Here is a 15,239-nt window from a genome sequence, read left to right as displayed (position 1 = left end):
GTGGTTCTATATAGGATGATAACTCAAAACCTTTTTCGTGGGAATGTTTTTGCCAAAAAGTTCTTTTTCTCCCCTTCTTTTCGCGAAAAACAGATGGCCTCTATTTACGAATCCCCCTACTTCAAAAACCGAAAAATAATCCGCTTTCATTCTTTTCACCTCAGGATTTTTCTTTTTTATACCATTCCTTTAATAGTTGTTGCCTCCGTTACGATTCCAGAACCCAAGTATACCATTTAGCAAAAAAACTTAAAATTCATTGACAAGCACTCTTTAAAAACTGTAAAATACTCCTGTGTTTTTATAAAAAATAAAAGGAGTAGAGATAGACCATTAGGAATAGCGCCAGACCTGTCTGTACAGGTGACGAGGATGTGAGCTTATCGAAATTTCGGCGGATGGCTCCGGGGACTGCACTCTTGAGGCGAAGACAAAACGGATCTGTAAAGACTCGAAACAAAACCTTCGCCTAGCAGATAAAAACACATAAAATCTAAAGTCGAAGAAAGTAGGACAATTTTTATGTGCGGAATCGTAGGAATCGTAGGAAAAAAAGAAGCAGAGAAAGTAATTCTTTCAGGATTGGAACGGTTGGAATACCGGGGTTATGACTCAGCAGGTTTGTTTGTAGCCGATGATACTACTGCTCACCTGATCAAATCACAAGGACGGATTAAAAACTTAGCCGGCAAGATCACTCCTGAAATAACGGGAACGATTGGTATCGGCCATACACGCTGGGCGACTCACGGCAAGCCTAGTGAGGCCAATGCCCATCCCCATACTTCACAAAGCGGCCGGCTAATTTTGGTTCATAACGGCGTCATTGAAAACTTTGACGAATTGCAGCAGACTTATTTGGCAACAGATCAATTTCAAGGACAAACGGATACAGAAATCGTTGTCCATTTGGTAGAAGCCTTGATGAATTTGGAAGGCAGCGATACACTGACAGCTTTCAAAAAAGCCTTGCAACTGATTCAGGGTTCCTATGCCTTTGCATTGGTGGACAAAGAAAACCCCGCAACTATTTATGTAGCGAAAAATAAAAGCCCGCTGTTAATTGGGTTGGGTGAGGGTTTCAATGTCATCTGCAGTGATGCTTTAGCGATGCTCGATCAAACAAGTCATTTCGTTGAGATTGAAGATGGTGAATTGGTGATTGTGACAGCCGATCAGATACAGATTGAAGACCAAAAAGGCAATTTGGTCTATCGAGAATCCTATGAAGCGCAGTTGGATTTAACGGATCTTGAAAAAGGGACCTATCCTTATTACATGCTTAAAGAAATTGATGAACAACCCACCGTTATGCGACGACTAATACAAAAATACCGCAATCCAGATGGCTCAATTGCCATTGATCCGCAACTGCTGGACACCCTCGGCCAAAGCGATCGCATTTACATCGTGGCTTGCGGGACTTCCAACAATGCCGGTTGGGCAGCAAAAAAAATGTTTGAAGAATTGACCCAGATTCCTGTAGAGATTCACCTCTCCAGTGAATTTGGTTACAATATGCCGCTGCTATCAAAAAAACCATTTTTCATCTATTTGAGTCAAAGCGGTGAAACAGCTGATAGTCGACAAGTCTTAGTACGAACCAATCAATTGGGCTGGCCCGCACTTACTATTACCAATGTGGCTGGCTCTACTTTATCCCGGGAAGCCGATTATACTTTGCTGCTGCATGCCGGGCCAGAAATCGCCGTAGCTTCTACAAAAGCCTATACTGCCCAAATTGCAGTACTGGCAATTCTGGCAAAAGCAGTGGCTCAATGCAAAAACATTGGGGCCGGCAATGTTTTTGATGTCTATCGTGAACTATCTATTGTTGCAACTGCCATGGAAAGCGTCATTTCCGAAAAAGCTGCTTTGAGCCAACTGACCGAAGATTATCTGGGCATCACGAGCAACGCCTTTTATATCGGCCGCAGCAGCGACTATTATGTATCAATGGAAGCCGCCTTGAAGCTAAAAGAAATTTCCTATATTCAAGCAGAAGGCTTTGCTGCTGGTGAGCTGAAACACGGCACGATTGCACTGATTGAAGAAGGCACGCCGGTAATTGGTATCGTCACCGAAGAGATTACTGCCCCTCATACCAGAGGCAACTTGAAAGAAGTCGAAAGTCGTGGTGCTCAAACACTGGTGATTGCATCAGAGGAATTAGCTAAAGTCGGTGATCAGATCTTACTCCCACAAGTTCATCCTTACCTCACCAGTTTAGTGGCCGTAATCCCCACTCAGCTGCTGGCCTATTTCGCCACACTGCAACGGGGTTACGATGTAGACAAACCGCGGAACTTGGCAAAATCTGTCACAGTGGAGTAGTCAGCAATACCTCAGAAGCGAAGAGTAAAAAAGACTCGGTGACAAGCTGTGTGTCTTCCTATTTGAAGAAGACACTAGCTTACAGGAAAAGTAATCGGCACAGCACAAGAGCCTACTCAACAAAATCAAGGTTAGTCGGCCTTTGAAATTTTCGATCACAAAAAAGAAGCCACTGCTGTTCTTTAATAAACGGTGATGGCTTCTTTTTACTTGTGGCTTGCGTTAACTCCTGCACGCTTCGGAGGATAGTGACACACTAATTGTCATCTTCGTCGTTTACTTTACAGCGATGTCAATCTGACAAGTGAGGGCTGACTTTCTCTGAATCCTTTGCCACCAACCGTTTTACAAAATAGTATTTGGTAACTCCGGTCATGGGAACATCTGCCAATTTTCCAAAGCACTCATAGCCTTGCTTACGATAAAATTCCGGTGCTTGGTAGCTGCGAGTCGTCAGTGTTACCGTTTTAGCCCCCGCTTCTTGAGCTGCTGCTTCTCCTTTTTTTAAAAGCGCCGTTCCAATCCCTGCTTTTTGAAAATCTGGGCGCAGTGCCAGTAGTGAAATGTGGGCTGTTTCATATTTTATTTCTATCACGATTCCTCCGACAAGCGCCTCGCCTGCAAATGCTCCTAATGTCAAATAACGACTGCTTTCTTCCGGAATACCAATGGCTGACTCTTGTTGTTCGGCAAAAATTTTTTTGAGCGCCGTCAATAAATAAGCGGCATCCATTTCTTTGATATCCATCCTTTACACTTCCTCACCAAATTTGGATAAAAAAGGAGCACCTGTCCAAAAAAACGGTACAGGTGCCTTTTCTCACGTCATTATTAGCGGATAACAGCCGCAAAATTCTCAGCCAACGCCTTGGTTACTTTTTCCATTCCGCGATTGATTTCATCATCTGTCAAGGTTGCTTCTGGATTAACAAAAGTCAGACTGTAAGCCATTGATTTTTGACCAGACTCAATATTTGCTCCTTGATAAACATCAAACAGTTTGACATCTGTCAAAAACTTGCCGGCAGCTTTAGCAATAACTGCGGTGATCTCTTGATTGCTGATTTTTTCAGCCACCAACATCGCAATATCCCGACTAACCGATGGGAATTTTGAAACGTTTTGGTAGACAAGTGGTGCCACTTCTGCTGTTAATAACGCGGCCAGATTCAATTCGGCAACATATGTTTCAGGAACATCGTAGGCTTTAGCGACAGCCGGATGTACTTGACCGAGAAAGCCGATTTTTTCACCGTCTAAGAAAATATCTGCGGCACGGCCTGGATGAAGATCTTTCATGTGGCTGGCCTCGTAAGTGATTCGTTCTGCCAATTTGAACTTCACAAACACAGCTTCCACGATACCTTTGACAGTAAAGAAGTCGACTTTTTGTGCTTTAGTCTGCCAATCCTTCACAATTACATCGCCACAAACTGCAAAAGCCAGGTGTTTTTCTTCCTGCGGCAGGTCTTTTTTAGGATCATTTTCTTGATAAAAGACACGACCAATCTCATACAAAGCCACATTTTGATTCTTTCGAGCGATGTTATAAGCCACATCGTCCAACAAACCACTGATTAGATTCAAACGTAAGACAGCTCGCTCTTCCGTCATCGGCCAATCCAGACGAGTCAGTTTGCTGTCTTTCATCGCAAAGCTTTCTGATTTGGCTTCTGTTGTCAGAGCATAGCTGATTGCTTCACTCAACCCAGTCCCTTCCAGTAAGCTCCGCAAATCACGAGTTTTTTGCTGATGGGCAGTTAGACTTCCCGCAACGGTTTCACCACTTGGCAAAGTCGAAGGCAACTTGTCATAGCCGTAAATACGAGCGACTTCTTCTACCAAATCAGCTTCAATATGAATATCCCAGCGCCGTGGCGGTACACTGACTGTGTATGTCCCTTGCTCTTCAAAAGCTTCAAAGCCCAATGCAGCAAACACTGCGTCGACATCTGTCGTTGTAAGTTCAGTTCCCAACGCCCGGTTAATGTGGGCCAAAGTCGTTGTAACGACTGCATTTTCAACAACTGGTTCTGCGCCTTTTACCGCGCCGGCCAATACTTCACCACCAGCTAATGAAGCAATCATTGCTGCAGCTGCCTCACAAGCCTCACCGATTGTCCCGCGATTAATCCCTTTTTCAAAGCGTGAAGACGACTCACTTCGCAAATTGAACTGCTTGGAGGTTTTGCGAATCGAAGTACTGTCAAACAACGCTGCCTCCAACGCAACCGTCGTGGTGGTTTCCGTAATTTCTGAATCCAAGCCCCCCATCGTGCCGGCTAAAGCAACTGGAGCAGAACCATTGGTGATTACAATATTATCTGAGGTCAGCTTGCGGGTTTCCCCATCTAATGTTACCAACTCTTCTGCATCGACAGCACGCCGCACTAAGATTTCTTTGGAACCCAGCTTGTCATAATCAAAAGCATGTAACGGCTGTCCGAACAACAGCAGAATATAATTGGTCACATCCACGACGTTATTGATTGGTCGAATGCCTTCGTTCATCAGACGGTTTTGCAACCATTGTGGACTTGCTGCCACTTTGACATTTTCAATAATACGAATCTGGTAAGCAGGTGTGTCGGTAGTATCGGCGACGCGAACAGCAATTTTTTCTGCTGCCAACCGGTCAGCTTCTACCAAGACCTCATCATTAAATACAGGCTTTTGATTGTAAATTGCGCCTACTTCATAAGCAACGCCACGGATAGACAAGGCATCTGCCCGATTCGGCGTAATGGACAATTCAATGATTGCATCGTCCATTTCAAGGTATTTGAAAACTTCTTCTCCGGCAACCGCGTCTTGTGGTAAATATTGGATTCCTTCTGAAAATTCTTTTGGAATCACGCTGTCAGCATAGCCGATTTCTTGCAACGAACAGATCATTCCATTGGAAACAACGCCCCGCATCTTGCCTTTTTTAATTTTGACATTGCCCGCAATACGACTGCCTGGTAGCGCCACAATAACTTTGATGCCGGCTTTGACATTTGGTGCCCCGCAGACAATCTGAGAGAGCTCTGCTTCACCGATATCTACTTGACAGATGGACAAGTGATCAGAATCCGGATGGGGAACACATTCCATGACTTCCCCAACTACGATTTTTTTCAATCCTTCTGACGGATAGCTCACACCTTCAACTTCAATGCCGGTGACGGACATTTTGTCCCCCAGCTCTTTTGGCGTTATTTTTGAAAGGTCCAGGTATTCCTGTAACCATTTATATGAAACCAACATGTTGTTATTCCCCCTTGAACTGGCTCAAAAAGCGCACATCATTTTGATAGAAACTACGGATATCGTTGACACCGTAACGAAGCATTGCTACCCGATCCGGCCCAATCCCAAAGGCAAAACCGGAATATTCTTCCGGATCGATTCCGCTCATCGACAAGACATCCGGATGGACCATCCCAGCACCTAAAATTTCAATCCAACCGGTATATTTACAAACGTTACAGCCTGCGCCACCGCATTTGAAACAGCTGACATCCACTTCAACAGAAGGTTCCGTAAACGGAAAATAGCTGGGACGTAGACGAATCTTGCGGTCAGCTCCGAACATCTTTTGCATCATGACTTCAAGGGTTCCTTTAAGATCAGCCATAGTCACATTTTTATCAACGACAAGGCCTTCAATTTGATGAAACTGATGGCTGTGAGTAGCGTCATCGGTATCGCGTCGGAAAACTTTCCCCGGCGAAATCATGCGCAATGGTCCTTTGCTGAAATCATGTTTTTCCATCACACGCGCTTGAACTGGCGAAGTGTGGGTACGAATCAGTGTTTCTTCAGAGATGTAGAAGGTATCTTGCATATCCCGGGCAGGATGATCTTTTGGCAGATTCATCCGCTCAAAATTGTAATGATCGGACTCCACTTCATTGCCTTCGATCACTTGATAACCCATGCCTACAAAAATATCTTCAATTTCTTCCAAAATTTGAGTCAAAACATGGCGCCCTCCAACAGGTACTTGGCGCCCAGGCAGTGTCACATCGATAGCTTCTTCTGCCAATGCTTTGTCCATTACCGCTTGTTCCAGTTCAGTTTTTTTAGTTTCAACAGCTGCTGTTAGGTAATCACGGATTTCATTCGCAAACGCCCCAACTTTAGGACGTTCCTCAGCGGATAGATCTTTCATTCCCCGTAAAACTTCGGTAATAGGACCTTTTTTCCCCAGCGTTTCTACTCTGATTTGGTTCAGCGTCGCAAGATCAGCTGCCGCTTGAATCTTTTTACTGGTCTCATTTTTCAATACTTCTAGTTTGTCTTTCAGAGACATGGTGTCACTCCTCTTCTTTAGGTACCGCAATGGTACATTGTTTGACGACAGGCTCATTAGTGAATCTTTAGATGGATTGCTGTTTCTCGAAAAAAACATAAAAAAGCGACCCTCCGCCCCTGTAAAGGAACGAAAGATCGCGTTACCATCCTAAATTTGCAGTATCTTTCACTGCACACTCACTTTGATTAACGATGACAACTGCCACCGGTCATAGTCCGCCTGCTTTGATCAGACGTCTGTGACGAGCTCCGGAAGTGAACTTCATTTTTCGAAACCGCAACCTGCTCTCAGTCTCTGACAGGTCTCCCTTATGCGGCTCAGCCAAATTACTCTTTTCCATCTGCGCTCTTTGGTTATTCAATTGACCTTAGTTTACAGAAGACTGCTGAAAAAATCAACTGCATTCTGATTCATCGATCCATTTTTCACTCCACTGCTTCACGCAGACCAGGCTTTCTTCAAGATCGATGCCTTTTTCTGTCAGACTATAAAGATTTTGTTCTTTTGTCAGGATGCCTTCATTGGCCAACTCTTTAAGGCGTTCTACCAATACCCGATCACTGACTTCCGGAATTTTTTTTGCCAGGTCCACAAATCGTTGCGGGCCATCTTCCACTAGAACGTCCAAAATCAACCCGTTCCATTTTTTTCCCAATATGGAGAAGGCTTTTTCGAACTTGGGACAAAGCATGAATTCCTGAGTTTTTACTGCTTCCATGTTCTTCACCTCGATAATGTGTTTGCGACTGTCGGTGACCAAATGTTTGGTCAACCTGTAACTGTTGGTCACTGCCTTTCAACATTGACCGGCTGTAGGAGAGCCACTTCTAAAGCCCGACTTCCATTACTTCTCACACATTATAGCACAAACCTTATTTTTTGTAAGTAACGGACAACTAATCTTAATAATTTCCTGCTATATGAGAAAAATACGATTGCTCCACCATCCTAAAGGTAGTCTTGCAGATCACCAATTATAAATCGATAATCTTTCGCTGCGGCAACCAGATTAGGACCGTCCTTGTAACCGGTTTTTGCAGGGCTTGTTCCAAGGCTTGTTTGTATAGACTTAACTGTCCCTGATACCTTTGGCGCATCACTTCTATGTCTCCATTGAAAACAAAATCCGTTTTGAAATCGTAAAGAAGAACTTCGTCCGCCGTTTCCAAGTATCCATCGATGATACCATGAATCAGCATTTCGTCATCTGCATTATCGTACTCTCGAAAAATTTGTGAAGCAGCTTTTAGCATCGCAAAAGGCTGCTCCCGGTGAACTGCTGCGGAATGGCTGCGAAGTTCCCTCCCCAATGGTGAATCCAAAAACCAGGCAATGCCTTCAAAATCAATGTGATCTGCCAGCTGTGAGGTAATGATTTTCTGCTGAACCAACTGACTGGCAAAGTGTTGCAACGCTTGAGGATCCGACGCTGTCTTCAGTGGCCACAGCTGCAAAAATTCGTGGGTGGCTGAGCCGATCTGTCGACCCTCAATTTCAGTTTCTTCTAAAAAGGCTGGTTTTGCTAACTCAGAACCAGTAAACCGAAACCGCCGCTGACTCTCCACTTGATCAGTGCTCTGCCAATCAATACGAGCCTCATCGGCATTGTCAGGATCATCAAACAGCCGTTTGATCTCTGAAACCGACTGATAACTAGTGGTCATCGTGGCTTTTTCATGAGGATAACGATAATCCAGGCGTTGTTTCAGTTTTTCAAAATGACTTTCCTTTGCTTGCAATTCTTCTACGCGGAGAACGGTTTCCAAAGCTGCGGGTTTTTCTTGAGTCGCAGTCTTTTTGTTGAGTGTGTCTGTGACCAACTTCAAAAGTTGCGACTCATCAAGAAAATCTATTGAAAATTCGACAGGCGCATTCACCGTGAAGCGGCGTTCAGCTGCTTCAGAGAAGTAGTCGGTCATTTTGGGATGACGCCATAACGTTCGTCCTACCCAATTCATCAAGACACCGCTGGCCTGCATGCGCAATGCGGGATTTAACACCAGCTTTTCTTGCCCTTCAGCCTGCGACCATTTTTTCCCAGCTTCCTCCTTATTTTTATAAGAACCGACTAGAAAAAGCTTTTGTTCAGCCCGCGTCAAAGCCACATACAATTTCCGCATTTCTTCTGAATAGGCTTTTTGACGACGTACCTGTAAAACTGCTTGATAAGGAAGAGTTTCATATTCTACCCGTGCCTCAGGATCCAAATATTTGATTCCGGCGCCAAGGGTTTCTTCAAATAAATAACGAGTGCGAAAATCTTGCTGGCTCATTTCCCGTGACATATCCAAGACAAATACGATAGGAAACTCCAAACCCTTGCTGCCGTGAATCGTCATAACCCTGACGGCATTTTCAGCGGGAGTTGCCAGGGGTTTTGCCAGATCGACTTGCTTTTCTTGCATCTTTTCTACCATACGAATGAACTTATACAGTCCTCTAAAGCTAGAGCGCTCGTAAGTTTTTGCCCGCTCTACCAAGGCAATCAAGTTGGCATAGCGCTGACGGCCAGCTGCCATTGCCACCACATGATCCAAGTAGCCAGTGTCATCATATATCCGCCACAACAGTTCAGGAATTTCCCGCGTTTTTGAAAAGTCTCGCCACGCTGTCAGCTGCTGGTTAAAGGCAACAATCTTCTCTTGCAACTGTGCTTCCCCCACAGTTTCATAGTCAGTTACGGCTTCAAAGAAACTTCCTTGAGGATGCTGTGCCCGAACCATCGCTAATTCTGGTTCCGTTAGGCCAACGATTGGCGAACGTAAAACTGATGCCAATGGAATATCGTTATCTGGGTTATCAATGATTGTCAGTAAACTGATCATGGTTTGGATTTCAGTGGTTTGAAAATAATTTTCCGCATCGCTGATTTCCAAAGGGATATCCAACTGTTGAAACACGGTGATGATCGCTTCATTATTGGTCTTTGTTGGTGTCAACAGGACAATATCTTGGTATTCTACCTGTCGCATTGCCTTTTTCTTCTTATCATAAATAGAAAAACCCTCATCCACCAGCTGCCGAATCTTGAGTGCCGTCAAAAGCAGCTCCCCTTGGGTTTTGTTCTCTACCAATTCTGATGATTCTGTTTTTCCGTCCCCTTTTTCGTAAATCAACAGCTCCGTTTCAAACCCTGGGACTTCCGGAAAAGCAGGGAAAGCAGGAATCAGTGCCGCCGCCTCGTCATAAGGAATCTGCCCCACTGCCGAATCCATTAATTGCTTGAAAACCAGATTGGTAAAATCCAACACTTCATGACGACTGCGGAAATTTTCCGCCAAAATGATTCGTCGTCCACCCTGCTGTTGTTCAAAAGCTAGATATTTGTCAATGAATAACGTAGGATCAGCTAAACGAAACGCATAAATGGATTGCTTGACATCCCCCACCATAAACATATTTCCACGACGATTTGGGTGGGCTTGCGGGTCTATTTGACGGACCTGATACAAGATGGCTTCTTGCAGCTGATTGACATCCTGATACTCGTCTACCATCACCTCAGAGAATTTTTGACGATAGTAAGTACCTGCCACTGAAGGGGTTACGCCATCGCCTTTTAAGATCGCCAATGTGTAGTGTTCCAAATCATTGAAATCCAGCAGCCCTTTTTCCAGTTTTCGCCCGCGATAACTTTTCATGAAATCACCGGTCAATTGTGCCAGTTTGGCTACCAACGGCTGCGCTAAGGCCATCAAACGCAGACTTTCTGCTGGCGAACACACCATAACTTCATTTAGTGAAACTAACAGCTCCCGACCCGTTTTACGATGTGCCAAAAGTTCTTGTGACAGTTCTTTATTTTCGTTGCGCTTAGGCATCAAGCGAGCAGCGAGATCTAGGCTAACCAGTTGTTGATAAAAACGCTCTGTGTCATCAGAAGCCAGTGCGTCTGCCAAATTTTTTGCTTGGGCAATTTCATGTTGCAGTTTGTCCAGATAATTGGCAAAGTCATCCTGGGCATGCGCCATGTCCAATGCCTTGGCGTATTCAGCTTGCGCCAGTGTCAGTGTTGCTTCAAGTTGTGGTTTAATTTGTTGCTGATACAGTGGGTTCTCACTAAAGTCTTGTTCAGTTTGATAGTTATCTGTCAAATGCGCTAGCCACGCTTGCGGGTCAGGACTTGCGACAGCAAAAAGATACAGACGCATAACCAAATCCGTCAAGCCATCATCAGAACGGTCATTGGAGAAATTTTCCACCAATTGGTAAAAGACCTCATCTTCTGAAGCATAGTAGGATTCCCTTAATTCTTCCCAGACTTCTTCTTTCAACAGAAGAGTCTCCGTCTCATCCGTCAGCATTCTAAACACTGGATCAATCCCAATCAGAAAATAAAAGCGGCGAATGACAGTCAAACAAAAAGCATGCAGTGTCGAGATATTGGCCTGGGGCAGCAACCCTAATTGGCGTGCATAGCGGGCTTGTAGCTTCGGATCGCTTTCTTTGGCAAGGGATTCACTGAGGGCCGTTTGAATCCGTTCTTTCATCTCGCGAGCAGCCGCTTCGGTAAACGTTACGATTAATAATTCATCAATGCCGGTGCCGCTTTTCAGTTTTTCAATCACCCGTCGAACCAGGACCGTCGTTTTACCGGAACCGGCGGAAGCCGAGACCAGTAAATTGTCCCCCCCATCAAAAACCGACTGCCACTGTTTATCAGTAAATTGTTCGTTATCCGGTTTCAAAGGAATTTCGTAAGGATTTTTTTTAGGCTCAGAAATTGTGCCTGTCTCAACTTTTGCAGTCTCATCTGCTTTTTGGGGCTGTTGACTGGTTTCCTCCCATAAAGAGGTTTGATAGGCTTGCTCCTTTGACAACTCCCCCTCTACCAGCGAATCATGCTGGCGAGAATTGTCATTGGTTGGTTTCGTCATCTTCAACAGCTCCTTTCATTTCATCCAGTAGATGCTCTTTGTCTTGACTAACTAAACGGTGATAGTCATTTTCTTTTAGCATCACATCAAACCCGCACAAACTACGGAAAGGACAATAGGTACAAGCCCGTTTGCCACTAGCCGTCAGATAAGGATTCAATGCAATCTCTCCGGAAACAATCTTATCCCCGGCACTTTTCATCTTCTCCCGATTGTATCGCCGCATGGTATCAATCTCAGCTTCAGTGTAAAAAGTCTTTGTTTGGGGCGTATTTTTCAAAATTCCTTTAGCATCTCGATTGATTGGAAACAATTGCGAGGTTTCTTTTGGTCCAGGAGAGTCATCCATTTGTTGGTACAACTCGCCGTCTTTCAAATAGAAGCCTTTCATCTTAAATTTTTCTAACAAACGATCATTTTCAGCTTCTTGCGGACTTAGCACTGGATCGTGGACCCGCATGTAATAGGCACCTGCTGGTCGGACTGCTTCTGTTCCCACCAATTCTTTGGCATCCATCAAAGCCACATCCAAGTAAGTAATCAACTGCATAGCTAGACCGTAATACGCTTCCACCAAGCTAAACTGCTTGTCGCCAGACTTGTAATCAACAACTGCCAGCCAAGTTTGATCGTCTTGTTGGGCGACATCCACACGGTCAATCTTGCCTCGCACTCGTAGTTGACCGCCATTATCCAAGGGTAGTTCAATGCCAGGGATCCCTTTTTTGCCAGCAATCTGACCAAAGAGAACTTCTGTTTTCACTGGATATAAACGGGTCTTTTGTGATTGTTTGTGCAACGCCCAAGTGACTTTTTCAACTGTTTTTCCTAAACGATAGCGCAGATACCGCATCCGTGCTGTACTTTCCAACACGCTGTACTGGGCTTCGCCAAGGATTTCTTGTAATAATTCCTCTAAAAGCAGCTGGCGTTTTTCGTCACTCAACTCCGCCAAATCCACAGACAATTCACTGATTGCCTTCAAAAAACGATCCAAGGCATCGTGAAACAGACTGCCCGTCATCATGGTATCAATTCCGTACAATTCCCGCTCCTTCAAACGCAAGCCATACTCGGAAAAATACCGGTATTCGCATTCGTAAAAACTTTCCAGGCGAGAAACTGACGCATACAGGTCCTTGCCGTAAATCGTCTCTGCCAATGCTGGGTCCAGAGGCAAGGGAACATTTTGCCGGCTTCGCCCGAAGAAAGCCCGCAAAGCCACCTCTTTTTCAGGAGACGTTTTTACAGCCTGCTCCAAGCGTTGCCAAAGATAAGGAATATTCATCTTTTCGTCTTCACACTGTCGGTAAAGATTGTTCAGTTGTCCCACCAGCATTCGATAACTGGCCACGAACGGATCAGGTGTTTCTTGCGGTGTCAATAATCGCCGCTCGTCTATTCCTAGTCCCAACTGACTAACAAAACGTCGAACATACGGTGACATTTTGATGTTTTGCTGCGTATCTTGATTAGCGGCATAGCTCAGATAGAGTTGATCTGTCGCTGACAAAAAGAGTTTATACGCAATCAGTGGTGAACGAGCGGCTTGTCCCCCGGTTCCTTCCTGGATAAACTTATCCTCAGGTAAAACCTGGTTTAATCGCTCCCGCTCTTCATCAGTTAATAGGCTATGGTTGCTGCCTTGTTGCGGAAAATTAGACTCATTGAGTCCAATAGCAAAAGTAATGCGGCATTGCCGTGGTCTGGTTAAGGTCAGCTGATTGACCTGGATCTGATCAATAGCAGCAGGTATTCGACCATAGGCAGAGGTTTCCAACCCGGTAGTAAAAACTTCAGTGAATACTTCTAGATCAAAAGGATCTTCTCCATAGATTTGAACATATTCATCCATGAGTGTCATAAGCGCTTGCCAAGTCTGCTCGTGATTTCTCGCTTGCTCCAATGCGCCCTGGGAAACTTCTTTGTCCCGCCAAGAAAGCAAGGTTTCTTCCACCCCTGCTTCAAGTAAAAAATGATAGAGATGTGTCACTGCCGTACGTCCATCTGCTGAAGCTCTCAATTTTTTAAAAAAACTGCCGACTAGATCGCGGAAACTACGCCGCAACCGATTGGAACGAATTGTCAAAGGTCCGCTTTCTAACCGTTCTTGATTTTCAAAATCGTATTCAACCACTGGCCAGTCCTCTTTGGCCAACCATTGATACCCTTGTAGATTATTCTTTAATGCCAGATTTTCTGTCAGATCGACATCTCGACGAAAAACAGCAACGGCCTGTTGGCGACGTGTCACTCGAAAATCTTCCTTTTCAGAAACACTTCCTTTTGCTGTTTCTGCTGAGGGCTCTAAGTACACAGCGGGCAAGATAAGTTCACTCTTTAGTAGACGTAAGATGTCTTCTAGTCTGAAATGATAGGTTTCCAACTCCAGCAGCGCCCGCAAAAACTCGACAAGAGGATGTTGTTCCATCGTCGCTTTTTGATCGATGTATAAAGGCAAATCGGCTTCTTGAAAAATATGCGGAATCAACTGGCCATAGGTTTCCAGATCATTTGTCACCAGTTGAATATCTTTCAAACGCAGTGTGGGATCAGCTACCAAGAGGCGCCGGATTTCCGCAGCAATCTGGCGCAGTTCCTCTTCAGGAGTAACGGTCTTCCAAAGATGAACTTGTTCAGACAAATCAAAAGCTGGTTGATAACGTCCCTGATTTTGCGTCAGGCGCCAAAAACCTTCCAACTCCTCTAAATTGGGATACCGGGTACAATCTTGCGCCGGTTCCAATACCCGCACGGTTTCTCCAGCCAAACGAGCAGCCTGGGTCAATTGATAGAAGATTTTACCCGTACTATAGAAAAGATCCAGCTGTGCTGGCTTTTCCGTAGTGTATTGCCGGTCCAACATCAACGCAACAGTCAGTTCAGCTTTTTCTGCCAAAACTTGCAACAATTGCAGCTCTTTCGCGTAAAGTTCTTCAAACCCGTAGGCAACAAACAGCGTATCTGTCAGATCCGGGGCCTCAACTATTTTGCCTTCCCATTGACCCTTTAAAAAGTCTGTTAATAGTACAAGAGGATCTTCCGTCTGCAGTTGGCGCAAAACCAGCGCGTTTTGATAGCGATCGAGAATCTTAGCAATTTCTGCCAGCTTTTCTTGTTGATCCTGCCATTTTACGGCCTCTGCATCAGAAAGCTGTGTTAAAAACTCGTCTTTCGGCGTGGATAAAAGCTCAGCTGGTGTCAGATTGCCCGCAGCAAGCTCCGTATTTAAATCCAGCAGTTGGCGGATAAAGCCCTTTTTGCGGATTTCACTTTTGAAAACTGTCAACTCTTCTTCCATTTCAGACAAAGTTTTTCGCAGCAACATACCGCTGCCCACATCACTGATCGTATTTTCAGACAATGCACCTGTTTGTTGTAAAAAGTACCACGCTAGTCGATAAAAACTGAAGACTTGAATATCAATCGTACTGAAATCCACTATGCCGCTACGTTGCTTTACTGCCTGCAGGAGTTCTTGCTCTTGCATAAATTTATTGAAATTAGGCACCAGAAAAAACACTTTGCGGCCAGCAGACTTGCTGCGCCATGCCAATGCTTCATCGACAACCCTTGTTTGATGGTCACAATTGCCATGTCCTAAAATAAAACCCAGACCCATTCAAAAAGCCCCCTTTTGCTATAGTGGGTATCACAGACAGTATACCTGTTTTTATCATTCGTCGTCCATGCCAGAAGACCAAAGACAACGCAATTCTTTTTCTATA

Annotated in this window: 7 protein-coding genes; 1 reads left to right on the top strand and 6 read right to left on the bottom strand. The window is 44.8% G+C overall.

Annotated features, from left to right (window positions below; all coding sequences use genetic code 11):
* The first annotated feature begins 522 nt into the window (after positions 1-522).
* Positions 523-2,334, top strand: coding sequence for a glutamine--fructose-6-phosphate transaminase (isomerizing) (glmS, locus tag ACOMA8_RS06345; protein ID WP_161900656.1), 1,812 nt, complete (start codon positions 523-525; stop codon positions 2,332-2,334).
* Between the two features lie 292 nt (positions 2,335-2,626).
* Here the strand turns inward: glmS and ACOMA8_RS06340 are convergent, their stop codons facing one another.
* From ACOMA8_RS06340 to ACOMA8_RS06315, 6 genes are all read right to left on the bottom strand, one after another.
* The gene (locus tag ACOMA8_RS06340; protein WP_421369407.1) at positions 2,627-3,082 is read right to left on the bottom strand and encodes a GNAT family N-acetyltransferase; all 456 of its coding nucleotides are present in this window, start codon (positions 3,080-3,082) and stop codon (positions 2,627-2,629) included.
* A gap of 83 nt (positions 3,083-3,165) precedes the next feature.
* Positions 3,166-5,583 carry a phenylalanine--tRNA ligase subunit beta gene (gene pheT / locus ACOMA8_RS06335; protein WP_421369405.1) on the bottom strand — a complete coding sequence of 806 codons (2,418 nt, stop codon included), beginning with the start codon at positions 5,581-5,583 and terminating at the stop codon, positions 3,166-3,168.
* A 4-nt stretch (positions 5,584-5,587) separates the two neighbouring features.
* Positions 5,588-6,631, bottom strand: coding sequence for a phenylalanine--tRNA ligase subunit alpha (pheS, locus tag ACOMA8_RS06330; RefSeq protein WP_161900659.1), 1,044 nt, complete (start codon positions 6,629-6,631; stop codon positions 5,588-5,590).
* 397 nt (positions 6,632-7,028) lie between these two features.
* The gene (locus ACOMA8_RS06325) at positions 7,029-7,352 is read right to left on the bottom strand and encodes a winged helix-turn-helix transcriptional regulator (protein ID WP_161900660.1); all 324 of its coding nucleotides are present in this window, start codon (positions 7,350-7,352) and stop codon (positions 7,029-7,031) included.
* 256 nt (positions 7,353-7,608) lie between these two features.
* Positions 7,609-11,511, bottom strand: a complete 3,903-nt coding sequence (gene addA, locus ACOMA8_RS06320) for a helicase-exonuclease AddAB subunit AddA (RefSeq protein ID WP_421369402.1) — start codon at positions 11,509-11,511, stop codon at positions 7,609-7,611.
* A complete protein-coding gene (locus ACOMA8_RS06315; protein WP_421369400.1) occupies positions 11,492-15,133 on the bottom strand; it encodes a PD-(D/E)XK nuclease family protein in 3,642 nt (1,213 codons plus the stop codon). Before ACOMA8_RS06315 ends, addA begins: the two co-directional genes overlap by 20 nt.
* Positions 15,134-15,239: the final 106 nt, after the last annotated feature.

Origin of the sequence: Enterococcus infantis (assembly GCF_049166715.1) — a bacterium.
Classification (GTDB): domain Bacteria; phylum Bacillota; class Bacilli; order Lactobacillales; family Enterococcaceae; genus Enterococcus_C; species Enterococcus_C leclercqii.
Note: the sequence above shows the minus strand (reverse complement) of the source record. Positions and strands in the feature narration are given on the sequence as shown.

What these genes read in the sequence shown, in the direction of transcription:
- glmS (WP_161900656.1), top strand. Translation starts at nt 523, where the DNA reads ATGTGCGGAATCGTAGGAATCGTAGGAAAAAAAGAAGCAGAGAAAGTA.
- ACOMA8_RS06340 (WP_421369407.1), bottom strand. Translation starts at nt 3,082, where the DNA reads ATGGATATCAAAGAAATGGATGCCGCTTATTTATTGACGGCGCTCAAA.
- pheT (WP_421369405.1), bottom strand. Translation starts at nt 5,583, where the DNA reads ATGTTGGTTTCATATAAATGGTTACAGGAATACCTGGACCTTTCAAAA.
- pheS (WP_161900659.1), bottom strand. Translation starts at nt 6,631, where the DNA reads ATGTCTCTGAAAGACAAACTAGAAGTATTGAAAAATGAGACCAGTAAA.
- ACOMA8_RS06325 (WP_161900660.1), bottom strand. Translation starts at nt 7,352, where the DNA reads ATGGAAGCAGTAAAAACTCAGGAATTCATGCTTTGTCCCAAGTTCGAA.
- addA (WP_421369402.1), bottom strand. Translation starts at nt 11,511, where the DNA reads ATGACGAAACCAACCAATGACAATTCTCGCCAGCATGATTCGCTGGTA.
- ACOMA8_RS06315 (WP_421369400.1), bottom strand. Translation starts at nt 15,133, where the DNA reads ATGGGTCTGGGTTTTATTTTAGGACATGGCAATTGTGACCATCAAACA.